General features: G+C 72.0%; 21 protein-coding genes. 16 read left to right on the forward strand and 5 right to left on the reverse strand.

Annotated elements, in window-relative coordinates:
- Window positions 1–202 precede the first annotated feature (202 nt).
- The gene (locus JOC24_RS14415; protein ID WP_205020641.1) at window positions 203–589 is read left to right on the forward strand and encodes a VOC family protein; all 387 of its coding nucleotides are present in this window, start codon (window positions 203–205) and stop codon (window positions 587–589) included.
- A 57-nt stretch (window positions 590–646) separates the two neighbouring features.
- Here JOC24_RS14415 and JOC24_RS14420 read toward each other — a convergent pair whose 3' ends face one another.
- Entirely contained in the window at window positions 647–1,129 is a 483-nt protein-coding gene (locus JOC24_RS14420; protein ID WP_205020642.1) for a GNAT family N-acetyltransferase, read from the reverse strand.
- Between the two features lie 42 nt (window positions 1,130–1,171).
- A complete protein-coding gene (locus JOC24_RS14425) occupies window positions 1,172–1,576 on the reverse strand; it encodes a DnaJ family domain-containing protein (protein WP_205020643.1) in 405 nt (134 codons plus the stop codon).
- Between the two features lie 229 nt (window positions 1,577–1,805).
- Here JOC24_RS14425 and JOC24_RS14430 point away from each other — a divergent pair, with 229 nt between their 5' ends.
- Together JOC24_RS14430 and JOC24_RS14435 are read left to right on the forward strand one after the other, a co-directional pair.
- The gene (locus tag JOC24_RS14430) at window positions 1,806–2,381 is read left to right on the forward strand and encodes a hypothetical protein (RefSeq protein ID WP_205020644.1); all 576 of its coding nucleotides are present in this window, start codon (window positions 1,806–1,808) and stop codon (window positions 2,379–2,381) included.
- Window positions 2,378–2,917, forward strand: a complete 540-nt coding sequence (locus tag JOC24_RS14435) for a hypothetical protein (RefSeq protein ID WP_205020645.1) — start codon at window positions 2,378–2,380, stop codon at window positions 2,915–2,917. The genes JOC24_RS14430 and JOC24_RS14435 overlap by 4 nt, the downstream gene beginning before the upstream one ends.
- An 80-nt stretch (window positions 2,918–2,997) precedes the next feature.
- Here the strand turns inward: JOC24_RS14435 and JOC24_RS14440 are convergent, their stop codons facing one another.
- Together JOC24_RS14440 and JOC24_RS14445 are read right to left on the reverse strand one after the other, a co-directional pair.
- Window positions 2,998–3,792, reverse strand: a complete 795-nt coding sequence (locus JOC24_RS14440; RefSeq protein ID WP_205020646.1) for a tyrosine-protein phosphatase — start codon at window positions 3,790–3,792, stop codon at window positions 2,998–3,000.
- Between the two features lie 106 nt (window positions 3,793–3,898).
- Entirely contained in the window at window positions 3,899–4,393 is a 495-nt protein-coding gene (locus JOC24_RS14445; RefSeq protein ID WP_205020647.1) for an SHOCT domain-containing protein, read from the reverse strand.
- A gap of 179 nt (window positions 4,394–4,572) precedes the next feature.
- On the opposite strand from JOC24_RS14445, the gene JOC24_RS14450 reads away from it, so the two are divergent.
- The 5 genes from JOC24_RS14450 (at window position 4,573) to meaB (ending at window position 12,412) form a co-directional block, all read left to right on the forward strand.
- Entirely contained in the window at window positions 4,573–4,743 is a 171-nt protein-coding gene (locus JOC24_RS14450) for a hypothetical protein (RefSeq protein WP_205020648.1), read from the forward strand.
- A 21-nt stretch (window positions 4,744–4,764) separates the two neighbouring features.
- Window positions 4,765–7,149 carry an ATP-binding cassette domain-containing protein gene (locus JOC24_RS14455; RefSeq protein ID WP_205020649.1) on the forward strand — a complete coding sequence of 795 codons (2,385 nt, stop codon included), beginning with the start codon at window positions 4,765–4,767 and terminating at the stop codon, window positions 7,147–7,149.
- Window positions 7,150–7,317: 168 nt separating this feature from the next.
- A complete protein-coding gene (gene mutA / locus JOC24_RS14460; RefSeq protein ID WP_205020650.1) occupies window positions 7,318–9,174 on the forward strand; it encodes a methylmalonyl-CoA mutase small subunit in 1,857 nt (618 codons plus the stop codon).
- Window positions 9,174–11,411 (forward strand): methylmalonyl-CoA mutase, encoded by a 2,238-nt coding sequence (scpA, locus tag JOC24_RS14465; protein ID WP_205020651.1) that lies wholly within the window; start codon window positions 9,174–9,176, stop codon window positions 11,409–11,411. Before mutA ends, scpA begins: the two co-directional genes overlap by 1 nt.
- Window positions 11,412–11,422: 11 nt before the next feature.
- Entirely contained in the window at window positions 11,423–12,412 is a 990-nt protein-coding gene (meaB, locus tag JOC24_RS14470) for a methylmalonyl Co-A mutase-associated GTPase MeaB (protein WP_205020652.1), read from the forward strand.
- A gap of 34 nt (window positions 12,413–12,446) precedes the next feature.
- Here the strand turns inward: meaB and pgm are convergent, their stop codons facing one another.
- Window positions 12,447–14,093, reverse strand: a complete 1,647-nt coding sequence (gene pgm, locus JOC24_RS14475; protein WP_205020653.1) for a phosphoglucomutase (alpha-D-glucose-1,6-bisphosphate-dependent) — start codon at window positions 14,091–14,093, stop codon at window positions 12,447–12,449.
- A 618-nt stretch (window positions 14,094–14,711) separates the two neighbouring features.
- Between pgm and JOC24_RS14480 the strand changes: the two genes are divergently transcribed.
- Genes JOC24_RS14480 through JOC24_RS14515 form a run of 8 tightly spaced genes read left to right on the forward strand, consistent with a single transcriptional unit; the run spans window position 14,712 to window position 24,067 of the window.
- Window positions 14,712–15,887 carry a glycosyltransferase family 4 protein gene (locus JOC24_RS14480; RefSeq protein ID WP_205020654.1) on the forward strand — a complete coding sequence of 392 codons (1,176 nt, stop codon included), beginning with the start codon at window positions 14,712–14,714 and terminating at the stop codon, window positions 15,885–15,887.
- Window positions 15,884–17,377 (forward strand): sugar transferase, encoded by a 1,494-nt coding sequence (locus JOC24_RS14485; RefSeq protein WP_205020655.1) that lies wholly within the window; start codon window positions 15,884–15,886, stop codon window positions 17,375–17,377. Before JOC24_RS14480 ends, JOC24_RS14485 begins: the two co-directional genes overlap by 4 nt.
- A 3-nt stretch (window positions 17,378–17,380) precedes the next feature.
- A complete protein-coding gene (locus JOC24_RS33820) occupies window positions 17,381–18,742 on the forward strand; it encodes an O-antigen ligase family protein (RefSeq protein ID WP_205020656.1) in 1,362 nt (453 codons plus the stop codon).
- Entirely contained in the window at window positions 18,739–20,343 is a 1,605-nt protein-coding gene (locus tag JOC24_RS14495) for a lipid II flippase MurJ (RefSeq protein WP_205020657.1), read from the forward strand. Before JOC24_RS33820 ends, JOC24_RS14495 begins: the two co-directional genes overlap by 4 nt.
- The gene (locus tag JOC24_RS14500; protein ID WP_205020658.1) at window positions 20,333–21,103 is read left to right on the forward strand and encodes a polysaccharide deacetylase family protein; all 771 of its coding nucleotides are present in this window, start codon (window positions 20,333–20,335) and stop codon (window positions 21,101–21,103) included. Before JOC24_RS14495 ends, JOC24_RS14500 begins: the two co-directional genes overlap by 11 nt.
- Window positions 21,100–22,242, forward strand: a complete 1,143-nt coding sequence (locus JOC24_RS14505; RefSeq protein ID WP_205020659.1) for a glycosyltransferase — start codon at window positions 21,100–21,102, stop codon at window positions 22,240–22,242. Before JOC24_RS14500 ends, JOC24_RS14505 begins: the two co-directional genes overlap by 4 nt.
- Window positions 22,239–22,907, forward strand: a complete 669-nt coding sequence (locus JOC24_RS14510; RefSeq protein WP_205020660.1) for a YveK family protein — start codon at window positions 22,239–22,241, stop codon at window positions 22,905–22,907. The genes JOC24_RS14505 and JOC24_RS14510 overlap by 4 nt, the downstream gene beginning before the upstream one ends.
- Window positions 22,904–24,067, forward strand: coding sequence for a GNAT family N-acetyltransferase (locus tag JOC24_RS14515; RefSeq protein ID WP_205020661.1), 1,164 nt, complete (start codon window positions 22,904–22,906; stop codon window positions 24,065–24,067). Before JOC24_RS14510 ends, JOC24_RS14515 begins: the two co-directional genes overlap by 4 nt.
- Window positions 24,068–24,162: the final 95 nt, after the last annotated feature.

Genomic DNA, 24,162 nt, shown 5'->3' on the forward strand with positions numbered 1-24,162 from the left:
CGTTCTCCATGGTGGCAGCCGCCCGAGGAAACACCACACCGGTCGTACGGACGGACGGGGCCGGAAACCGGTACCGGCCGAGGGCCGAGCCTCGACGCAGCGTGACAACTCGCCTAGGATCGCCCTAGGGCATCGCGCGTCGGTCACCGGCCGGGTGAGGCGTGGAGGTAGCCCGTGAGATGCCTTCTGGAGGCATTCCACTGTGTCAGTCGAGTTGAACCACACCATCGTTCACAGCCGGGACAACCGCGAGTCCGCCGATTTCCTGGCGCGCATCCTGGGTCTCACCGTCGGGACCGAATGGGGTCCCTTCATCCCGCTCGTTCTCGCGAACGGGGTCACGCTGGACTTCGCGACCGTTCCCGTCGAATCGATCACCGTGCAGCACTACGCGTTCCTCGTCTCGGAGGCGGAGTTCGACACCGCCTTCGGGCACATCGAGGAGCAGGGGATCGCGTACTACGCCGATCCGCACCGGAAGCACCCCGGCGAGATCAACCACAACGACGGTGGGCGCGGGGTGTACTTCCCCGATCCCAGCGGTCACGGGATGGAACTCATCACCCGTCCGTACGGCGGCTGGTCGTAGCTCCGGAATCCGGGTGGCCCGGCCGCCGCGATCAGCGATCCGGCCGGGCCGTCCGGCTCAGCGGCCGTCGTCGGTCATGAGTACCATCTCGGGCCGGTCCCACAGCACCGCGGGCGGACTCGCCGCGACGGTGCCGGTGCGCTCGGCTCCCACACCACGGTAGAAACCCTCGGCCGGCGGGTGCGCGACCACGCGTACGGCGGTCAGGCCTGCCCGGCGCGCCTCCTCGCGCAGGTGGCCGACGAGGAGCCGCCCGATCCCCCGCCCCTGGGCGTCGTCGGCGACGAACATCAGGTCGAGTTCCGGCGGGGCCAGGACCAGTGCGTAGAACCCCAGCACCCGGTCCTCTCCGTCCACGGCCACGTGGACGGCGTGGGCCTCGATGTAGTCCGGGCCGACCCTGTACCCCTCGACCATGTGCGCGTACGGGCCCTCGTAGGCGCGTGAGGCGGTGACCAGGCGGGTGAGCCGTTTGGCGTCGCGTGCGACGGCTCGCCTGATCCGGACCCCCGCGCGACGGTCCCTGCTGCGCGATCCCATAGGGCGAGTATCACGCACCGCCGGCGCGTACACGCACGGTGCTCAGTGCACGGGCCGCTCGGCCCGCCACTCCTCCACGGTGGCTTCGACGTCGAACGGCGTGAGGTTCAGCGGAGGCCCCTGCGGGGGCCTGGCCAGTGCCTCGCGGATCCTCACGTTGACCTCGGCCAGAATGCGCCGGACCTCCGCTTCCGACCGCGCGCGAGACACTTCGTGCCGGGCGTCCTCGGCCGCCTTCCGCAAGGTCAGTGAGGGAGGCAGCGCCGACAGTCCTTCCCGCTCCATCTTCGCCTTGACCCACCACATCGCGTCGTAGGGCCGGTCGAGACCGGGAATCGGCTTGCCGGCGCCCGGCAGGTCGGCGAAGGCGCCCCGCTCCTCGGCCTCGCGGATCTGCCGGTCCACCCATGTCTCGAAGCTGACCCCTGCGGGTTTGCGCTCGGTCACCGCGTGCCCCTCTCACGACTCGTGCCGGACGGCTTCGTGTCGGTCCGGAGGCGTCCGGTTCGGCGGCTCCCACGATACCGGGACGGTTCCCGGCATGAACGGCGTCCAGGGGGTAACACGGCTGATGCACGCAGCCGGGCCTGTACACCGAACCGGGCTCGAATCGGAAGGGGTTGACGAGAGTGGAACAGCACGACGCACCGACCGCGAGCCGACGGGAGCGTCGGCCATGACGACTGTGCTGATCATCGTCGCCGTGGTCCTGGTGGCAGCGCTCGTCTTCGCACTGCTGCGGAGCCGCAGGACGGGCGGGCACGGACTGCAGCGCCGCTTCGGACCCGAGTACGACCGGACGGTCGCCCGTCACGACGGCGACACCAAAGCGGCCGAGCACGAACTGTCCGAGCGTGTGAAGCAGCACGGCTCCCTCTCCGAGCGGCCCCTGCGGCCCGAGGCGCGCGAGGCGTACACCCGCCGCTGGGCCGAGGTGCAGGAGCGGTTCATCGACTCCCCCAGGGACGCCGTCGTCGAGGCCGACGCGCTTCTGGCGCAGCTGGCCCGCGACCGGGGCTTCCCCGACGGCGACAGCTTCCAGGAGCAGACGGACGCGCTCTCCGTCCACCACGCCGCACAGGTCGACGGCTACCGCAGGGTCCACACGGCCGTGCGCGGCCAGGGCGGCACGGAGGAGATGCGGAAGGCCCTGATCGAGTCCCGGGCGCTCTTCGACGTACTTCTCACAGACGCACCGGACAAGCCGGCCCGCACGGACCGGCACGAGGCGAAAGGCAGTGCAGCAGCATGAACGACCGCACCGAGCGCATGACAGAGCCCGTCTTCACCACGGAGCCCCGGACCACCGGCACCCCGGTGTCGGTGCCTGAGAGTGCGCCCCGGAACGCGCCGGACAGGCCCCTGGACACGGCGGCCCTGAAAACGCATGGAGACAGCAAGGGCCTCGAGCCGAAGCTCACAGGCCGTGGCGATCTCGGCGCTCCACCCGTCCCGCACGAAACCCCCGACGCCTCGCACGGCGAGCGGACCGGCCACCACGAGGCCGACGGCGCCGGGCGGCCTCTGGTCCCCCAGGGCGCCCGGGACCAGTTGGCGCGGCGCATGCAGCAGGCGGTCACCGACTTCGTCGAGAGTCCCCGCCGTGCGGTCGAGGAGGCCGACAGCACGTTCGACGAGATCGTCTCGGGGCTCACCGAGGCGCTCACGGAACGCAGGCGGGTCCTGCGCGCCGGATGGCAGGGACAGGACACCGAGGCGCAGACCGAGGAGTTGCGTGTGGCGCTTCAGCGCTACCGCGACATCAGCGAACAGCTGCTGAGGATCTGAGCGGGACCGCCGCAGCTCACCGGCCCGGGGCCGCGTCACTCCGACGCGGTCCCGGGCCGGCCCGCGTGCCGACCTCTCCGTCAGACGGCGACGGACAGGTCGGCACGGAGCCGGTCGGCCACCGCCGGAGGGAGGCGCAGCGCCTTGCTCAGATAGCCGTCGAGCCCACCCCAGCGCTCGTCCATCGCGTCCAGGGCCGCCTCGAGGTAGCGGGGCCGGGCCTCGACGACCGCGTAGGCGATGTCCGGGTCACCGCCGTCGTCGAGGAAGCGCCGTACGGCGGGCCCGAAGGCGGCGCGCACGGCCCGGTTGACCGCGAGGAACTCCGCGCGTACCACCTCACGTGACGCGCCCGCCATCATCAGCAGCAGCGTGGTGGCCCAGCCGGTCCTGTCCTTGCCCGTGGCGCAGTGGAAGAGCAGCGGTCTCGCCCGGGGATCGGCGACGGTGTCCAGGAAGGCACGGTAGGCGGCCGCCGCCCCCGGCGAGAGGACCATCCTCCGGTACGTCTGCGCGAACAGGTCCTCGGCCCGTCCGCCGCCGAGCACGCGCGCTGCTCCGTCCGGGTCGTCGAGCAGCGCCTTGAGCCGCGCGGGTGTGACGCCGGGGTCGTCGCCGAGGACGTCGGCCACGAAGAGCCGCGCGCCCGCCGGAAGCCGGTCCGGCGCCCATCGGCGCTCGTCGGCGGTGCGCAGGTCGACGACGGTGCGCAGGCCGAGTGCGGCCACCGCCATGTCGTGCTCCTCGAAATCGCTCAGCTGACCCGATCGCAGAAGGATGCCCTGCCGCAGCCGCCTGTGACGGCCGAGGGCGATACCGCCAAGATCGCGCAGGTTGACGACGGTTGACGCGGGGACGGCCCGGGCGGTCTGCACGATGAACTGCCTCTTTCCCGACAGACTGCAGGTCGGAATCTACGTCGCACGACGTACCAATATCGACAAAGGGAACGTGAGGTGCCGGGGCACCGGCCCACGGGGGTCAGTCGGCGAGGATCCGCGTCTTCTGCTCCGCGAACTCGGTGTCGGTGAGGACCTCGCGCTGCCTCAGGTCGGCGAGCCGCTCCAGCAGCGTGATGACGTCGTCCCCGCCGTCGGCCGGCACCCGCTCGTGCGCCAGGATCCGCCCGCCGGCCCCCTGCACCGCCCGGGTGAGAGGTACGGACCACAGGTCCTCCCACACGATCAGCGCGGCGGAGTTCTCCTCCGGAAGACGGTCGAGCGCATCGAGGTCCGTGATCCGCGGCATCCCCGCCGGGGGGTCGTCCGGCGGGTCGAACCGCACCAGCCCCTGCGGATCCATCTCCCGCAGACCGACAGCTTCCGGCGCGCCGCCCGCCGTCCTGCGGGCGAAGGCCAGATCGAGGATGCGTACCGTCTCGGACGCGACGGCCTCGGCCAGTACGGGCGCGATGACGTCGGCGAAACGGCCGCCGGGAAAGGTGACGACGAGGTACTCCACGGGTCCCACGGCCACGATGCGTCCTTCCCCTGAGGTTCTGGATCAGCAGCAGCTTAACTTCGGACGATCAGTGACGCACTGTGAAAAACCACGACAGAAGGGGTGCGGTGCCGGGGCGTATGCCCTCCCGGGCCCGGAGCGGGCTCACCCGGCGGGCCGGACCCCTGCGCGGGAAGGTCGGCGACCGGTCAGGAATGGAGAAGCGAAAGCTTCCCGTCGCCCGTAGCGTCGTTCGTACAGAGATCAACGACGTCGGTTCGGCGCAGGATGATTGCGCCCCGGCCGACACCGCTGGTCTGCTGGACGACGATCGTCTCCGCGAGCGCGCGGGCGACGCCGACGGCGACCGCGCAGCGGCCCCGTGAACGGATGGAGAGACGACGAGCATGACCACGAAGCCGGACACGCGGTCGACCGCGCCGCATGTTTCCGACAGCCACGATCTGATCCGCGTACACGGTGCGCGCGTCAACAACCTCAAGGACGTGAGTGTCGAGATCCCGAAACGCCGGCTGACGGTGTTCACCGGTGTCTCGGGCTCGGGCAAGAGTTCGCTGGTGTTCAGCACCATCGCGGCGGAGTCGCAGCGGATGATCAACGAGACCTACAGCGCCTTCGTCCAGGGCTTCATGCCGACTCTTGCCCGTCCCGAGGTCGACGTGCTCGAGGGGCTCACGACGGCGATCATCGTCGACCAGCAGCGACTGGGAGCCGACCCGCGCTCCACGGTCGGTACCGTCACCGACGCCAACGCGATGCTACGCATCCTCTTCTCCCGCCTCGGCACACCGCACATCGGGCCGCCCGGGGCGTACGCCTTCAACGTCCCGTCGGTCAGGGCGAGCGGGGCGATCACCGTCGAGCGGGGAAACAAGAAGACGGTGAAGGCGACTTTCGACCGCACCGGTGGCATGTGCACCCGCTGCGAGGGCCGGGGCACGGTCTCCGACATCGACCTGACGCAGCTCTACGACGCCTCCAAGTCGCTCGCCGAGGGCGCCTTCACCATTCCCGGCTGGAAGTCGGACAGTTTCTGGACCGTGCGGGTCTACGCCGAGTCGGGCCTGCTCGACCCGGACAAGCCGATCAGCGATTACACCGAGCGGGAGATGCGGGACTTCCTCCACCGGGAGCCGACCAAGGTCAAGGTCGAGGGCGTCAACCTCACCTACGAGGGGCTGATCCCCAAGATCCAGAAGTCGTTCCTGTCCAAGGACAAGGAGGCGATGCAGCCGCACATCCGGGCGTTCGTGGAGCGGGCGGTCACCTTCGCCACCTGCCCGGACTGCGCAGGCACCCGGCTCAGCGAGGGCGCACGGTCCTCGAAGATCGAGCGGACCAGCATCGCGGACGCCTGTGCGATGCAGATCAGCGATCTGGCGGCCTGGGTGGGCGGCCTCGACGAGCCGTCGGTGGCGCCGCTGCTGGCCGCGCTGCGCCACAGCCTCGACTCCTTCGTGGAGATCGGCCTCGGTTACCTCTCGCTCGACCGGCCGTCGGGCACCCTCTCGGGCGGCGAGGCGCAGCGCGTCAAGATGATCCGCCACCTCGGTTCCTCGCTCACCGACGTCACCTATGTCTTCGACGAGCCCACCATCGGCCTGCACCCCCACGACATCGAGCGGATGAACAAGCTGCTGCTGCGGCTGCGGGACAAGGGGAACACCGTGCTCGTGGTGGAGCACAAGCCGGAGACGATCGTGATCGCCGACCACATCGTCGACCTCGGCCCCGGCGCGGGATCCGCGGGCGGCACGGTCTGCTTCGAGGGCACCGTCGAGGGGCTGCGGGCGGGCGACACCGTCACCGGCCGTCATTTCGACGACCGGGCGGCCCTCAAGGGGACGGTACGCGAACCCACCGGCACGCTGGAGATCCGCGGCGCGAACACGCACAATCTGCGGGATGTCGACGTCGACATCCCGCTCGGGGTACTCACCGTCGTCACCGGTGTCGCCGGTTCGGGCAAGAGCTCCCTGGTACACGGGTCGATCCCTCCCGGCGAGAACGTGGTGTCGGTCGACCAGGGTGCGATCCGCGGCTCACGGCGCAGCAACCCCGCGACGTACACCGGGCTGCTCGACCCGATCCGCAAGGCGTTCGCGAAGGCCAACGGAGTGAAGCCGGCGCTGTTCAGCGCCAACTCCGAGGGAGCCTGCCCCGAGTGCAACGGTGCCGGCGTGGTCTACACCGACCTCGGGATGATGGCCGGCGTCACCACGACGTGCGAGGAGTGCGAGGGCAAGCGGTTCCAGCCGGCGGTGCTGGAGTACCGCTTCGGCGGCCGCGACATCAGCGAGGTACTCGGGATGCCCGTGACCGAGGCTCAGGAGTTCTTCGGCGAAGGCGAGGCGCACACACCCGCCGCGCACCGTGTCCTCGGCCGGCTCGCCGACGTGGGGCTCGGCTATGTCAGCCTCGGCCAGCCGCTCACCACGCTGTCGGGGGGCGAGCGGCAGCGTCTCAAGCTGGCCACCCACATGGCCGACAAGGGCGGCGTCTACGTCCTCGACGAGCCGACCGCCGGCCTCCACCTCGCTGACGTCCGGCAGTTGCTCGGTCTCCTCGACCGGCTCGTCGACTCGGGCAAGTCGGTCGTCGTCGTCGAGCACCACCAGGCGGTCATGGCGCACGCCGACTGGATCATCGACCTCGGTCCCGGTGCGGGCCACGACGGGGGCATGGTCGTCTTCGAGGGCACCCCTGCCGACCTCGTGGCCGGCCGCTCCACCCTCACGGGCGAGCACCTCGCGGCCTACGTCGGCGCCTGAGCGCGGCGAAGCCCGACGCCCGGTGCCGACGCCGGGCGTCGGGCTTCGCCTCCGGTGCCGGTCGAAGGACAAGGCCGCTCTACCCAGGGGATTCCGCTCATTTCGGAGAGTGCAAGGTCACAGCCGGTGGCCCTGCTGCTCGTCAGAGTGCTGACCTAGCATCTGACCATGACGGTCCAGCCTGCTGACGGGCTTTCTCCGGCCACCGAGTTCCCCGCCCCTTCCCACGATCAGTGGCAGAGCCTCGTAGAAGGCGTACTGCGCAGGTCGGGCAAGGACGTGACGGGCACGGACGCCGAGGAAGCGCTGTCCACCGCGCTCGGGGACGGGCTCACAGTCCGCCCTCTGTACACCTCCGCCGACGCGACGACGGACCCGGGTCTGCCCGGCTTCGCGCCCTTCACCCGGGGAAGCAGGGTCACGGGGAACACCACGGACGGCTGGGACGTGCGTCAGCACCACCAGCTGGCCGATCCCGTGCGCCTGAACGAGGCCGTACTCGGGGACCTGGAGAACGGGGTCACATCGCTCTGGCTCGCCGTCGGCGGGCCCGGTGCGGTGCCGGTCTCCGGCCTCGACCGCGCCCTTCAGGGCGTCCATCTCGACCTCGCGCCCGTCGCGCTCGACGCGGGCGCCGATCCGGGGCCCGCCGTCAGGGAGTTGCTCGGGCTCTACGAGTCCCGGGGAGTCGCGGGGTCGGCCGTGCGCGGCAGCCTCGGAGTGGATCCCCTCGGTCAGGCTGCGCGCACGGGCACGGAGCAGGAGACGGCGGACGCCGTCCACTGGGCGCGGCTGTGCTCCCGCGAGTACCCCGGGCTGCGTGCCCTGGCCGTGGACGCGCTGCCCTACCACGAGGCGGGGGGCTCCGCCGCCGAGGAGCTGGGGCTCTCGCTGGCCACCGGTGTCGCCTATCTGCGAGCGCTGACGGCTGCGGGGCTCTCCGTCGAGGAGGCCTGCGCACAGCTTGAGTTCAGGTACGCGGCGACGGCCGACCAGTTCCTGACGATCGCGAAGCTGCGGGCGGCACGGCGGCTGTGGGCCCGTGTCGCCGAGGTCTGCGGGGCCCCGGACGCCGGGGCGCAGCGGCAGCACGCCGTGACCTCGCCGGTGATGATGACGCGCCGCGATCCGTATGTGAACATGCTGCGGACGACGCTGGCCTGTCTGGGCGCGGGTGTCGGCGGCGCCGAGTCGGTCACCGTGCTGCCGTTCGACCACGCACTGGGCCTGCCGGACGCGTTCGCCCGTCGGATCGCCCGCAACACCTCGACGATCCTCGTGGAGGAGTCGCATCTGGCCCGGGTGACGGACCCCGCGGGCGGTTCCTGGTACGTCGAGCGGCTGACCGACGAACTCGCCGCGGCGGCTTGGGCGTTCTTCCAGGAGGTCGAGCGGGCGGGCGGTCAGGCCGCCGCCCTTCGCTCCGGCATGGTCCAGGAACGGCTCGCGGCCACCTGGGCGGCCCGGAGCAGGGATCTGGCGCGGCGCAAGGAGCCCGTGACCGGGGTCAGTGAATTCCCGACCCTCGACGAGCGGCCGGTGGAGCGCGAGCCCGCGCCCGCCGCGCCGTCGGGCGGCGGGCTGCCCAGGGTCCGGCGTGATGAGGCGTTCGAGGTGCTGCGGGCCAGGTCGGACGCGCACCTGGCGGCCACGGGGAGCCGGCCCAAGGTGTTCCTGGCCGCGCTGGGGCCTGCCTCGGTGCACACGGCGCGGGCCTCCTTCGCGGCGAACCTCTTCCTGTCGGGTGGCATCGAGCCCGTCCACGAACCGGTTTCCGTGGACGCGTCGACCGCTGCCGCGGCCTTCAAGGCCAGTGGGGCGGCGATCGCCTGTCTGTGCTCGACGGACACGCTCTACGCCGAACAGGCCGACGACGTCTCCTCCGCCCTCAGGGCAGCGGGCGCGGACCGGATCTTCCTCGCGGGGCGGCCGGGCGAGTACGCGGGCGCGGACGTCCATGTGTTCGCCGGCTGCGATGTGGTCGCCGTCCTCTCCTCCGAACTCGACCGCATGGGAGTGGCGTGATGCAGACCCCTGAGACAACCACCGTGTCTCCCGGGACCCCCGTACCGGACTTCTCCGACGTCCCGCTGACCGGGGAGGCCTCCACCGGGGTCTCCGAGGAGCAGTGGCACACCGCGGTGAAGGAGTCGGGCGGCAGGTCCGAGGACGAGTTGCTCTGGGAGACCCCGGAGGGCATCGAGGTCAAGCCGCTGTACACCGGGCGGGACCTGGAGGGGCTCGACTTCCTGGGGACCTACCCGGGCATCGCGCCGTATCTGCGCGGTCCGTACCCGACGATGTACGTCAACCAGCCCTGGACGATCCGCCAGTACGCCGGGTTCTCCACGGCCGAGGAGTCGAACGCCTTCTACCGGCGCAACCTCGCCGCCGGGCAGAAGGGCCTGTCCATCGCGTTCGACCTGCCCACCCACCGCGGCTACGACAGCGACCACCCCCGGGTGACCGGTGACGTCGGCATGGCGGGTGTGGCGATCGACTCGATCTACGACATGCGCCAGCTCTTCGACGGTATCCCGCTGGACCGGATGTCGGTGTCGATGACGATGAACGGCGCGGTGCTGCCCGTCCTCGCGCTGTACATCGTCGCCGCCGAGGAACAGGGCGTCGCCCCCGAGAAGCTCGCCGGGACCATCCAGAACGACATCCTCAAGGAGTTCATGGTCCGCAACACCTACATCTATCCGCCCGGCCCCTCGATGCGGATCATCTCCGACATCTTCGCGTTCACCTCGCAGAAGATGCCGCGCTACAACTCGATCTCGATCTCCGGCTACCACATCCAGGAGGCCGGCGCGACGGCCGACCTGGAGCTGGCGTACACGCTGGCCGACGGGGTGGAGTACCTGCGGGCGGGTCAGGCCGCCGGCCTGGACGTGGACGCGTTCGCCCCTCGCCTCTCGTTCTTCTGGGCGATCGGCATGAACTTCTTCATGGAGATCGCGAAGCTTCGGGCGGCGCGGCTGCTGTGGGCGAGGCTGGTCAGGGAGTTCGGTCCGAAGAACGCCAAGTCGCTCTCCCTGCGCACCCATTCGCAGACGTCCGGCTGGTCGCTGACGGCGCAGGACGTGTTCAACAACGTGACGCGCACCTGTGTCGAGGCGATGGCGGCGACCCAGGGGCACACCCAGTCACTCCACACCAACGCACTCGACGAGGCACTGGCCCTGCCGACGGACTTCTCCGCGCGGATCGCCCGCAACACCCAGCTGCTGCTCCAGCAGGAGTCCGGCACCTGCCGGGTCATCGACCCGTGGGGCGGAAGCGCGTACGTCGAGAGGCTGACGCACGATCTGGCGCAGCGGGCCTGGCAGCACATCGAGGAGGTCGAGGCGGCCGGAGGGATGGCCAAGGCCATCGACGCGGGCATCCCGAAGCTCCGGATCGAGGAGGCCGCGGCCCGTACGCAGGCCCGGATCGACGCCGGGCGTCAGCCCGTCATCGGCGTGAACAAGTACCGGGTGGAGACCGACGAGAAGATCGACGTGCTCAAGGTCGACAACTCCTCGGTACGTGCCCGCCAGCTCGAGAAGCTGCGCCGGCTGCGCGAGGAGCGCGACGAGGCGGCCTGCCGGGACGCGCTGGCCGCCCTGACCGCCGCCGCGGAGCGGGACCCCGGGCCGGGGCTCGAGGGCAACCTGCTGGCGCTGGCCGTCGACGCCGCCCGGGCGATGGCCACGGTCGGGGAGATCTCGGACGCGCTGGAGAAGGTGTACGGCCGTCACGCGGGGCAGATCCGTACGATCTCCGGGGTGTACCGAAAAGAGGCAGGAGAGTCTCCGTCCGTGGACCGCACCCGTACGCTCGTCGACGACTTCGAGGAGGCGGAGGGACGGCGTCCGCGCATTCTCGTCGCCAAGATGGGCCAGGACGGGCACGACCGCGGCCAGAAGGTGATCGCGACGGCCTTCGCCGACCTCGGCTTCGACGTCGACGTCGGCCCCCTGTTCCAGACGCCGGGCGAGGTCGCCCGGCAGGCGGTCGAGGCGGACGTGCACATCGTGGGCGTCTCCTCGCTCGCCGCCGGCCACCTCACGCTCGTACCGGCGCTGCGGGAGGAGCTGGCGGCAGAGGGCCGGGAGGACATCATGATCGTGGTGGGCGGGGTGATTCCGCCGCAGGACATCGACGCGCTGCAGGAGGCCGGTGCGGCAGCGGTGTTCCCGCCGGGCACCGTGATCCCGGACGCCGCCCACGACCTGGTCACGCGGCTCGGCGCCGCGCTCGGCCACGAGCTGTGAGCCGCTGACGAATGGCGCGCGACATCGACACCGACGCTTACGTCAAGGGTGTGCTCGAAGGGAAGCGGGCGTTCGTGGCCCGCGCGATCACTCTCGTCGAGTCGGCACGGCCCGATCACCGGGAGCTGGCACAGCGGTTGCTGAGCGAGCTGCTGCCCCACTCGGGACGGGCCCGGCGTATCGGTATCAGCGGAGTCCCGGGGGTGGGCAAGTCCACGTTCATCGACGCGCTGGGCACCCTGCTGACGGGGCTCGGGCACCGGGTCGCGGTGCTGGCCGTGGACCCGTCGTCCAGCCGGACCGGCGGTTCGATCCTGGGTGACAAGACCCGGATGGAACGGCTCGCGGTGGACCCGCGGGCGTTCGTACGCCCCTCCCCCACCGCCGGGACGCTCGGCGGGGTGGCCAAGGCGACCCGCGAGTCCGTCGTGGTCATGGAGGCCGCGGGCTACGACGTGGTGCTGGTGGAGACGGTGGGGGTGGGGCAGTCTGAGACGGCGGTCGCCAACATGGTCGACACCTTCCTGCTGCTCACCCTGGCCCGTACGGGCGACCAGTTGCAGGGAATCAAGAAGGGCGTCCTGGAACTGGCCGACGCGATCGCGGTCAACAAGGCCGACGGCCCGCACGAACGCGACGCCCGCGCGGCGGCACGCGAACTGGCCGGCGCACTGCGGCTGATGCACCCCGTGGACGCGGCCTGGACTCCCCCGGTGCTGACGTGCAGCGCCAGGGAATCGACGGGACTGGACGCGCTGTGGGAGCGGTTGGAGCAGCACCGTACGCTCCTTGAGTCCACCGGACGGCTGGCGGCCAAGCGCCGCGAGCAGCAGGTGGACTGGACCTGGGCGATGGTGCGCGACGAACTGCTGGACAGCCTGCGAGGCCACCCGGCCGTGCGCTCGCTCACTCCGGAGCTCGAACAGAGCGTCCGTGCAGGCGAGTTGACGGCGACGCTGGCTGCCGAGCGGATCCTGCGGGCGTTCCGCGGCGAGGGCTGAGGGCGGGCGGGCCCTGGCCCGCCCGCCCCTCGGATCAGTCCGTGGCACCCAACGCGTCGGAGACCAGGGCCCGGGCCTCGTCCTGGACCCGGGCCAGGTGTTCGGCGCCCTGGAAGCTTTCCGCGTACACCTTGTAGACGTCCTCCGTGCCGGAGGGGCGGGCGGCGAACCAGGCGCTGTCGGTGCAGACCTTCAGACCTCCGACAGCCGCGCCGTTGCCCGGCGCCTCGGTGAGCACGGCGGTGATCGGCTCACCGGCCAGGGTGTTCGCGGTGACCTGCTCCGGGGAGAGCCTGGCCAGCACCGCCTTCTGCTCGCGGGTGGCCGGTGCGTCGACCCGGGCGTAGGCCGGATCACCGAACCGGGCGGTGAGTTCGCCGTAGTGCTGGGAGGGGGTGGAGCCGGTGACGGCCGTGATCTCCGAGGCGAGCAGGGCGAGGAGGATGCCGTCCTTGTCGGTGGTCCACACCCGGCCGTCGCGGCGCAGGAACGATGCTCCGGCGGACTCCTCACCGCCGAAGCCCAGAGTGCCGCCGAACAGCCCGTCGACGAACCACTTGAAGCCGACCGGGACCTCCACCAGTTGCCGTCCGAGGTCGGCGGCGACCCGGTCGATCATGGAGGAGGAGACCAGGGTCTTGCCGATGCCGGCGCCGGCCGGCCAGTTGTCGCGGTGCGAGTAGAGGTAGCGGATGGCCACGGCCAGGTAGTGGTTGGGGTTCATCAGCCCGCCGTCGGGTGTGACGATGCCGTGCCGGTCTGCGTCGGCGTCGTTGCCGGTGGCGATGGTGTACGCGTCGCGGCGCTCGATCAGGGAGGCCATGGCGTAGGGCGAGGAGCAGTCCATGCGGATCTTCCCGTCCCAGTCCAGCGTCATGAAGCGCCAGGTGGGGTCGGCGAGCGGATTGACCACGGTGAGGTCGAGCCGGTGCCGCTCGGCGATCCGCCCCCAGTACGCGACCGAGGCGCCGCCGAGGGGGTCTGCGCCGATGCGGACCCCGGCGTCGCGTACGGCGTCCAGGTCCAGGACGGCCGGGAGATCATCGACGTAGCCGGTCAGGAAGTCGTGCCGCCCGGTGGTGTCGGAGGCGAGGGCACGGGCGTAGGGGACCCGCCGGACCTCTTTCAGGCCGCCCTCGATCAGGGCGTTGGCCCGGTCCTGGATCCAGGAGGTGGCGTCCGACCCGGCCGGCCCGCCGTGGGGCGGGTTGTACTTGAACCCGCCGTCGGCGGGCGGGTTGTGCGAGGGCGTGACCACGATCCCGTCGGCGAGACCGCCGGTGCGGTCCCGGTTGTGGGCCAGGATCGCGTGCGAGACGGCCGGGGTGGGGGTGTAGCCGTCGTCGCTGTCGATCAGGACGGTGGCACCGTTGGCCGCCAGGACCTCCACGGCCGTGATCCGGGCGGGTTCGGACAGTGCGTGGGTGTCCGCGCCGAGGAAGAGGGGCCCGTCCGTTCCCTGGCGCTGCCGGTAGTCGCAGATCGCCTGGGTGGTGGCGGCGATGTGGTCCTCGTTGAACGCCGCCGCGAACGACGAACCGCGGTGCCCCGAGGTGCCGAAGGCCACACGCTGGCCGGGCTCGGCCGGGTCGGGGTGGACCGTGTAATAGGCCGTCACCAGCCGTGCCACGTCCACCAGGTCTCCCGGCTGCGCCGGCTGCCCGGCCCGTTCGTGAACCATCGCTTCTCCTCTGTCCTCATCGGCCGTTCGCGGACCGCCACAGGGCGGACGATCATCACGAGTTGTACCCGATACTGCCTCTTCGGCCGCCCTTGCGGGTGCGCGGCCCGGACCGGCAGTACATCGGGCGCACGGCGGAGCCCGGGGTCGTTCGGCCACGGTTGGCCGATTCGCGCGGAAAGGGTGCGCCGGGACGACGGGGCCGGCGAATGACGCGCCGGGCATCCGGAACACGGGGAGCCGTAATTCCGGATGCCAACTCGGCGGTAATTGGAGCTCATTATCGTCCGCCGCATCCGGGGACCTGGGGATGCGTTCCCCGACTCTCCCCCGGGATGCGTTCCGAATGGGAGCAGGGGCGCACAGCACGCCATCATGCGACATGGCGACAGACAAAGGAAGTCACGCTCATCTGACACGCCGCAGAATTCGAGGAAGCCTCGATCGGCGGCCCGGCCGAGGGTAATTCACCGGGACACGAGCGCGAGTAAGCGTGTTTTCGTACGCACGGTCTGCGACAGTGCAGTTCGGTTTCACCCACTTGATCTCCGCCGCCATATTCAACGCCGCCGGTGTTTACCGGAACCGGCTCTTCGGGGGCATGCGAAAGAGAGCCGTGTGCTGCAGAAGAATTTTACCGACGGAAGCCGCCTGACGGTCCTTCACCTGGTCCAGCCGGTGGAGGGGGGAGTAGCACGGGTCGTGGCCGACCTCGTCGCGGCACAGGTGCGGGCGGGGCTGCGGCCCGTCGTCGCCTGCCCGCCGGACGGGCCTCTGGCGGCCGGGGCCCGCACCGCCGGAGCGCGGGTGTGCGCCTGGCCGGCGGAACGTTCCCCCGGTCCGCGACTGGCGCGGGAAGTCCTCACGGCGGCCCGTCTGATCCGTGCGTGCGCTCCCGATGTGGTCCACGCCCACAGCTCCAAGGCGGGGCTCGCCGGGCGCCTGGCCGTGCGCGGCCGGGTTCCCACGGTCTTCCAGCCGCACGCCTGGTCGTTCGAGGCCCTGGAAGGCGGAACGGCCGGGCCGGCGAAGGTGTGGGAGCGGTTCGCGGCGCGGTGGAGCGACCGCGTCCTCTGTGTCAGCGAGTCGGAGCGCCTGACGGGGCAGCGCGCGGGCATCACAGCACACTGGTCGGTGATCCACAACGGCATCGACCTCGGCCGCTTCCGGCCCGCGCGCGAGGACGCCGCCGCGTCGGTCCGGGCCTCCCTCCCGCTGCCGGGCGGATGCCCGCCCGGCGAGCCGCTCGTGGTGTGCGTCGGACGTCTGAGCCGGCAGAAGGGCCAGGACGTGCTGCTGCGAGCCTGGCGGCAGGCCGCGGTGGGCGGCGCCCGGCTGGTCCTGGTCGGCGACGGACCGTACGGGGAGGAGCTGCGGCGCGCCGCGCCCCCCGGGGTTCTGTTCGCGGGGGCCAGCACGGATGTGGGGCCCTGGCTCCAAGCGGCGGACCTGCTGGTCCTCCCTTCACGCTGGGAGGGGATGGCGCTGGCCCCCCTCGAGGCCATGGCCTGCGGCACACCCGTCCTGCTGACCGACGTCGACGGGGCCAGGGAGAGCCTCCCGCCGGGGCAGCTGTCCCACTGTCTCGTGCCTCCGGACGACCCCACGGCCCTTGCGGCCGCGCTGACCGCACTGCTGGACGATCCGGCGCTGCGGGCCGAGCTCGGCCGCACCGCGCAGGTCCGCGCCCGGTCGGTCTTCGACGTGACGAAGACCGCCGCATCGGTCCTGTGCCTCTACGAGGAACTTGTCGGCATGTCCCGCCCCACGACGAGGAAGCGCACCGAGCGATGACGACGGAGAGTGCACCTGCCCCCCGAGCCGCCCAGGCGACCGCTGTACGGCGCGCGGCTGACGTGATCCGCCCGCCGCGCAGCGGCAGGGAGGGTCCCCAGGTCCCCCGGACCGCACGAGGAGTGCCGCGCCGGCGGCCACCGGCGGCGCTGATGGCCTGCGACGTCCTCGCGCTCGGTCTGGCCGTGGCGCTGGTCGGCCCCGGGCCGTGGCCACCGGTCGTCCTCCTCCTGCTGCCGGTCGTCCAGTTGCTCCTGAACACCTACCGGCGCCTCTACACGACCGGGCTCTCGCCGTCCGCCCTGGCGGAACTGCCCGCGCTGGCCGGACTGGCCGCGGTGCAGTGGTACGCCGTCGCCGAGGCGGTGGCCGCGTACGACCCGCGCCATGCCGTGGGGTGGGCGGCGCTCGGCTGCGCGGCCGGCGTCCAGGCCGTGGCGAGCTGCGGCGCACGCGCCGTCGTCCACCGGTTCCGGCTGTGGTCGGCCGCACGCGACCCCCGGTCCACCCTGGTGATCGGCGACGGCCAGGTCGCAAGCCGGGTCGTCACCGTCCTGCAGGAGCACAGGCGCTACGGGATGCGGCCGGTCGGCCGGGTGGTGAGCTCCGGCACGGACTCGCAACAGGCTGAGGTCGCGCCGCCGCCGGGACACGTGTCGCTGCCCGTGCTCGCGTCGGTGCAGGACGCCGCACGGGCGGTCGTCCAGAACTCCGTACGGCACGCCGTCTTCACGGCTCCCCCCGAGGCCACGCCCGACGGGGCGGAGCTCTTCGCTTTGTTCGCACGGCACGACTGCCGTGTGTGGCTGATCACCGATCAGGGAACGGTCACGAACTGCAGGACCGCGCCCCGTCCGGACCACGTATGGGGCTTCGCGGCGCACTCGCTGGACGCCCGGCCGCACCGGCCGGTGGCTCACCGGGTGAAGCGGGCGATGGACGCCGTCCTGGCCGCGGTCGCCCTGGTCGTGGCCTCCCCTGTGATGGCTGCCTGCGCCCTCGCCGTACGCGTGTGCGACGGTCCGGGCGTCGTCTTCCGGCAGGAGCGGATCGGCGAGCACGGACGGCCGTTCGTCCTGCTGAAGTTCCGCACCTTGCGCCCGGGCGACGCCCACGAGTCGGCCACCCGGTGGAACGTCTCGTCGGACCGGCGCATGAGCCGCGTCGGCCGGGCGCTGCGCAGGACCTCCCTCGATGAGCTTCCTCAGCTCTGGAACGTCGTACGCGGCGACATGAGCCTGGTCGGACCGCGCCCCGAACGCCCTTACTTCGTAGCACAGTTCAGCCGTATGCACCCCGGCTACCGGTCCCGGCACCGGATGCCCGTAGGCATCACGGGACTGGCCCAGGTGCACGGACTGCGCGGTGACACCTCGATCGAGGACCGGGCCCGCTTCGACAACCGGTACATCGAGACGTGGTCGCTGTGGCAGGACATGTGCGTGCTGGCACGCACGGCCGGCTCGGTGTTCCGGCTCGGAGGCAGCTGAGCCGTGACACTCACCGTGACCGCGGCGCCCGCCCTACCGGTCGGCCGGGAGAACGAGCCCCCGCGCGGATGGCGCCACCGATGGCCGTTGCTGCCGCTGATCGCGACGGTCCTGCTCGTCGGGGTACCGGCCGACGGCACGGGTGCCTGGACCGTGCTGGGCGTACCGGCGGCCGACCTCGTGTCGGGGGCGGCCGTGCTCGCCTGCGCGGGCCACCTGTCGTACCTGCGACGACGCCCGCTCACTCCGGCAGCGGCGTTCGTGCTGGGGCTGCCGGCCGTGGGGCTCGCCCTCGCCACGGTCACCGCCGCGGACCCGGTGGCGGCGTTGCCGGGGTTCGTGCGGTACCTGCAGGTCTTCGTCCTGGTACCGGCCGCCGTCCTCCTCCTGGTCAGAAACGCCCGGGATTTCCGGGCCGTCGCCGGCGCGCTGGTCCTGCTCGCGGTGTTCCAGGGCGCGACGGGTGTCCACCAGTACGTCACGGGGTCCGGCGCCTCCTACATGGGGGAGGACATCCGTGCGGTCGGTACGTTCGGCCCCGGCGATGTGATGGGAATGGCGACGGTCGTCGGCTACGGTCTGGTCGCGGCCGCCGCGTACGCGCTCCGCACCCCTCTCGCCCCACCTCGTCGGCTGAGGCCGTGGGCTCCCGTCACCGCCGTACTGCTGGTCGTCCCGCTGGCGCTGTCCTTCAGCCGGGGAGCGTGGATCGCGACGGCGGCCGGAGTGCTCGCGGTGATCGCGCTGACCGGGCTCCGGCAGGCCGTCCGCGCGCTGGCGGTGCTGGGCGCGGCAGGAGTCGTTCTGGTCGGCGGGGTCGGTGTCGGCTCCGAGATGATCTCGCAGCGGCTCACCAGCATCACGGAGGTGACCAGCGCCCCCGACCGGTCGGTCAACGACCGCTACACCATGTGGGCGGCCGCCGTGGGAATGTGGCGCGAGCGGCCCGCGACCGGCGTCGGTCTCAAGGGCTTTCCGGCGCACCGGGACGGGCACGCGTCGATCGGGCTCTCGGCCGGGAGCGACACGGCGGGGGCGGGACAGGAGTTCCGCAGGCAACCGCTGCTCTCCCCCCACAACATGTACCTGCTGGTACTCGGCGAGCAGGGCCTCATCGGCTTCACCGCGCTGGTGGGTTCCTGGGCGGCGCTCCTGGTGGGCGGGGTGCGCAGGCTGGTGCTCGCACGCGCCCGGGGGGCCGCGGCCGTCGACTGCGGTCTGGCCGCCGTCGGGCTGATGACCTGGCAGACCGTCGACTTCCTGTACGCGGACATCGGCGGCCCCTCCACCGTGCTCACCGGGGTCGTGCTCGGCCTCGCCGCCTGGTGGGCGCTGGCCGGACCGGAGAGGACGACCGCCGGGTGAGCGGGACCGCCACGGAGCCGGCCGCCGCCGCAGCTTCCGCGCCGGACGCTCCGGCGCGGTCCGGTCGCTTCCTGGCCAGGGCGGCCGGCGGCGCCGCGGTACTGACGGTGATCGCCGCACTGCTGGGACTCGTCCGGGACCAGGCCATCGCCCGGCTGTTCGGGGCCGGCCATGCCAGCGACGCCTTCCTCATCGCATGGACGGTGCCGGAGATGGCGGCCACGCTGCTGATCGAGGACGGCATGGCTCTGCTGCTGGTTCCGGCGTTCAGCCTGGCCCTGACGCAGCGGACCGCGGGCGGCCACGCGACCGACCCGGTCCGCGCACTGGTGGCCGACACCCTCCCCCGGCTGTTCGCCTCACTGGCCTGCGCGGGCGGGCTGCTGGTCTGGGGCGCGCCGTGGGCCGTCGGCGTCCTGGCTCCCGGACTGGACGATCCCCGGCTCGCGGTGGACTGCACGCGTCTGACGGCCGTCACCGTGCTCACCTTCGGCATCACGGGGTACTTCAGCGCGGCGCTGCGGGCGCACAGCCGGTTCCTGGCCCCGGCCGGCGTGTACATCGCGTACAACGTCGGCATCATCGGCATGACCCTGGCGCTGCACTCCGTCTGGGGTGTGCGCGCCGCGGCCGCGGGGGTCGCCGTCGGCAGCCTGCTGATGATCCTCACCCTGCTGCCCACGTTCCTGCGGCTGGTGCCGGGACCGGGAGGGAGGCGGGTGGCGCGGGAGCGGGGTCCGGCACTCTTCGGCGCCACGGTCCTGGCACCGGTCGTCCTGTTCGTGGTGAGCCGTCAGTCGCAGGTCCTCGTCGAGCGTTTCTTCGCCTCGTCGCTGCCGGACGGGGCGATCTCCCACCTCAACTACGCGCAGAAGGTCGCGCAGCTGCCGATGGTGCTGTCCATGATGATCTGCACGGTGACCTTCCCCGTCGTGGCGCGGGCCATGGCTGCCGGGGACCGGGAGGGAGCCCGGCGGCGGGTCGAACGTGATCTCGCGCTGGCCGGGGCGGTGGTGCTGCTGGGCACGGCGACGGTGCTCGGCTGTGCGCCCCTGATCGTCGAAGTCCTCTTCCAGCGCGGCGCGTTCGATGCCGCGGACACCACCGCCACGGCCGGTGTCATGCGGGTCTACGCGCTGGGTCTGCTCGGCCACACCCTGGTGGGCGCCCTGTGCAGGCCGTTCTTCTCGGCCGGCCGGCCCACCTGGTACCCGCTCGGCGCGATGTGCTGCGGTCTGCTCGTCACCACCGCGGCCGCGCTGCTCCTGACCGGCCCCTTCGGTGTGGACGGCATCGCGGCGGCCAATGCCGTCGGCATCAGCACGGCCGCCGTGCTGATGCTCGTGGGGCTGGGCTCGCGAGCGGTCGCCGTACGGCCCGGAGCCGTCGCCCTCTCCCTCGCCAGGCCGGCGGCCGCGGCGGCGGTCGCCGCGGCCGCCGGCGCGCTGGCCACCCGGCTGGTGCCGGGGCCGGTGCAGGGCCTGGCGGCCGGCTGCCTTGTCGTACCCACGGCTTTCCTTCTCGCCGGGCTCGTACTCCGGGCACCGGAAGCCGTTCATCTGCTGGCACTCATCCGACAGAGGTTTTCCCATGGCCGCTGACACCTCGGCACCCCGTGCCCGTACGCTCCCCCTCCGGCCCCAGCCCTGGATCCTGACCTATCACTCGGTGAGCGATCCCACGGACGACCCCTACGGCATCACCGTCTCCGCCGGACGTCTGGACGAGCAGCTGACCTGGCTGCGGCGCCGGGGGCTGACCGGCGTGGGGGTCGCCGCGCTGCTGGGTGCGCGGTCCGCCGGGAAGCGAGGACTGGTCGGACTCACCTTCGACGACGGGTACGCGGATTTCGTCGACGAGGCGCTCCCGGTGCTGCTCGCTCACGGCTGCACCGCGACGGTGTTCGTCCTGCCCGGCCGTCCCGGTGGCTCCAACGCCTGGGATCCGCTCGGCCCGCGCCGGCCGCTGCTGACCGAGGAGGGCGTCCGCACCGCCGCCGCGGCGGGGATGGAGGTCGGATCGCACGGGATGCTCCACCAGGATCTGACGACGCTGTCCGACGACGATCTGCGCCGGGAGACCCACGGCAGCCGGGACGCGCTGCGCCGCATCACCGGCGAGACGCCTTCCGGCTTCTGCTACCCGTACGGCACGGCCGACCGGCGGGTGGCCGAGTCCGTACGGGAGGCGGGCTACGCCTACGGCTGCGCGCTCTCTCCCGGCGCCCTTTCAGGGCCGCTCGCCCTCCCCCGCACGCACGTCAGCCACGCGGACCGGGGCGCGCGCCTGCGGGCGAAGGAGTTCCGGCACCGGCTGCGGTACCGTTCGGCCGGCACCCCGGGGCCGGGTGACGCCGGATGAAGGCGCTGCACGTCATCACCGGACTCGGCGTCGGCGGTGCCGAGCAGCAGTTGCGGCTGCTGCTGCGTCATCTGCCGGTGCGCTGCGACGTCGTGACGCTCACCAACCCGGGAGCGGTCGCGGAGGGGCTGCGCGCGGACGGCGTCCGTGTCCGGGACCTGGGGATGCGGAGCAACCGGGACCTCGGCACGGTGCCCCGGCTGGCCCGTCTCATCCGGCGGGGCTCGTACGACCTCGTGCACACGCACCTCTACCGGGCGTGTGTCTACGGCCGGATCGCCGCGCGCCTCGCCGGGACCACCGTCGTGTCGACGGAGCATTCGCTGGGGCGGGCGGAGATCGAGGGGCGGCCCCTCACCCGTGGTACCCGGGAGCTCTACCTGCGCACCGAGCGGCTCGGGGCGGCGACGGTCGCCGTGTCCGACACCGTCGCGGGCAGGCTTCGCGACTGGGGTGTGCCGGCCGCCCGGATCCACACCGTGCCCAACGGCATCGACGCGGCCGCCTTCCGCTTCGACCCCCTGCAACGGCGCGCCACGCGGGCCCTGCTCGGCATTCCGTCCGCGGCCTTCGTGGTGGGCGGCGTGGGAAGGATGGTCCCCGGCAAACGCTTCGACCTGCTGATCCGCGCCGTCGCCGCCCTTCCCGGCGCCCGGCTCTTGCTCGCCGGGGACGGCCCGGAGGCCGGGACCCTGCGCGCGACGGCCGCCCGGCTCGGTGTGACCGGCCGCGTCACGTTCCTCGGCGAGTGCGGCCCCACGGATGCCGCTCCCGGCATCCCCGCGGTGCTCAGCGCGGTCGACACCTTCGTCTCGGTGTCGCGCGAGGAGTCCTTCGGTCTCGCCGTCGTGGAGGCCCTGGCCGCGGGGCTCCCCGTGGTGCACGCGGCCTGCCCCGCCATCGACGACCTTCCCGGCGGCCGCGTGCCCGGTACCACCCGTATCGGAGACGCCGCCGATCCCACGGACGAGCTCACGGCCGCGCTGCGGCACCGCATGGAGAGCGGTGTCCGCAGGCTGCCGCCGCCCCCCGCCTTGGACCACTACGACATCCGGCTCAGCAGCCGGCGCCTCATGGACGTCTACGCCCAGGCCGTCGGCACCGCACCCGTCCCTCCGACCGAGAGAGCACACCCATGACCGAGTCTCCCGAGCAGCGGTGGGCCGTCCCCGGACGGTTCCGCCGGCTCCGCCCCGCGTTCGTACGGCCCAGCTGGTGGCCGCTGCCGGCCTGCGTCCTGCTCGGAGCCGCCGGCGGATTCTCCTACGGCATGCTCGCCCAGCCCGAGTACGCGGCCACCAGCTACGCCGTGGTCACCGCCGGCAAGGACATCGATCCGGCCGCGGCACTGGGCTACGCGCAGTCGTACGGCCGCCTGGCCACCAGCGAAGCCACCCTGGCCTACGCCAAGGGGGCGGCCGGGGAGCCCGTACGTGAACTGCGCACGCATGTGCGGTCCGAGACCTCCCCGGACTCGCCCATGATCGCGGTCACCGGTACGTCGACCGACCGGGACCGGGCCGCGGACATCGCGAACGCGGTGACCGAGGCGGTGGTCGTCAGCAGCGGGCACGTGGCGAAGGACACCGGGGTCAAGCTGATCAAGTTCTCGCACGCCGTGCCACCGGCCGACCCCGTGTCCCCCTCCGCGCCGCTCGGCACGGCCGTGGGAGCCTGCGCCGGCGGGCTGGTCGGCGGGCTCGTCCTGCTCGTCCGCCCCCGCCCCGGACGCCGGGGCGTCACAGCCCAGGTGCCGGGCCCCGCGCAGGGCGGCACCACCGACGAAAGGGAGCTCGTACGATGAACACCGAACGTCATGGGCGGCTCGACGTCACCCTCTGCAGGGACCTGTCGGACTTCGCGGACCTCGCCGGGGAGTGGGGTGAACTGCATCGCGGCTGCCCGACCGCCACACCCTTCCAGAGCCATGCGTGGCTCCACTCCTGGTGGCTCTCCTACGGCACCGCCGGACGGCTCCGCGTCGTACTGGCACGCCGGGCAGGACGTCTGATCGGCGCGGTCCCGCTGATGCTCGTGCACCGACCGATGCCTCTGCTGGTCCCGATGGGTGGCGCCATCTCCGACTTCTTCGACATCCTGGTGGACGGCGAGGACAGCCGGGCAGCCGTCACGGCGCTGGAGCACGGGCTCCGGCGGGCGGCCGCGCACACGGTCGTGGACCTGCGGGAGGTACGGCCCGACGCCTCGGCGCACCTGCTGTTCGAGGCGTGGTCCGGGGCCCGGAGCAGCCGCACCGACTCGACCTGCATGGAACTGCCCGCCGAGCCGATCGACGCCCTCGTCGGGCGGATGCCCGGTTCGCGCGCCCAGCGGACGCGGGCCAAGCTGCGCAGGATCGACGCGCTCGGCATCGAGTGCCGCACGGCCCCCGTCCACCGGGTGTCGGTCGCGATCGGGAACCTGCTGCGGCTCCACGAGCTCCAGTGGCTCGGCAGAGGGGTCAACCCGGAGCACCTGAGGCCACGCTTCTGCGCGCATCTGGTGCGCTCCGCCCGCCGGATGGTGCGCGACGGCGAGGCCTCGGTCAGGGAGTTCGTGCTCGACGGGGAGGTGGTGGCCGCCGACCTGTCGTTCAGGTCCGCGCACCTGACAGGGGGGTATCTCTACGGCGCCGACCCCCGGCTCAGGGAGAGGAAGGTGGATGTCTCGTCGATGCTGCTGCGTGAGATCGCGCGGGAGACGGAGGGCCTGGAGCGCGGCGTACTCAGTCTGCTGCGCGGATCGGAGCAGTACAAGAACCACTGGGGGCCCGTTCCGGTCGTCAATCAGCGTCTGCTGCTGGCCCGTTCCTCGCTGGAGCCGATGCTGCGGCTGCGCGAGACGCAACTGACCGTGCGGGACCGGGCTGCGGAGTCGGTGAAGTCGCGCATTCCCGCCGCGCGGGACTGGCGGGGGCGGCTGAGCGAGCTCCCGGACCGGCTGGCGACCCTCGGCCGGAGTTGACCCGGGATGATGACTTTTGAGTTGGTCCGTTACCGTCTGTCGATTTCCGCGTTCTCAAGGCATAGCGGCCGCACGCTCGGCGGCCGGTCTCGACC

Source organism: Streptomyces sp. HB132 (assembly GCF_016909575.1).
Lineage (GTDB): Bacteria > Actinomycetota > Actinomycetes > Streptomycetales > Streptomycetaceae > Streptomyces.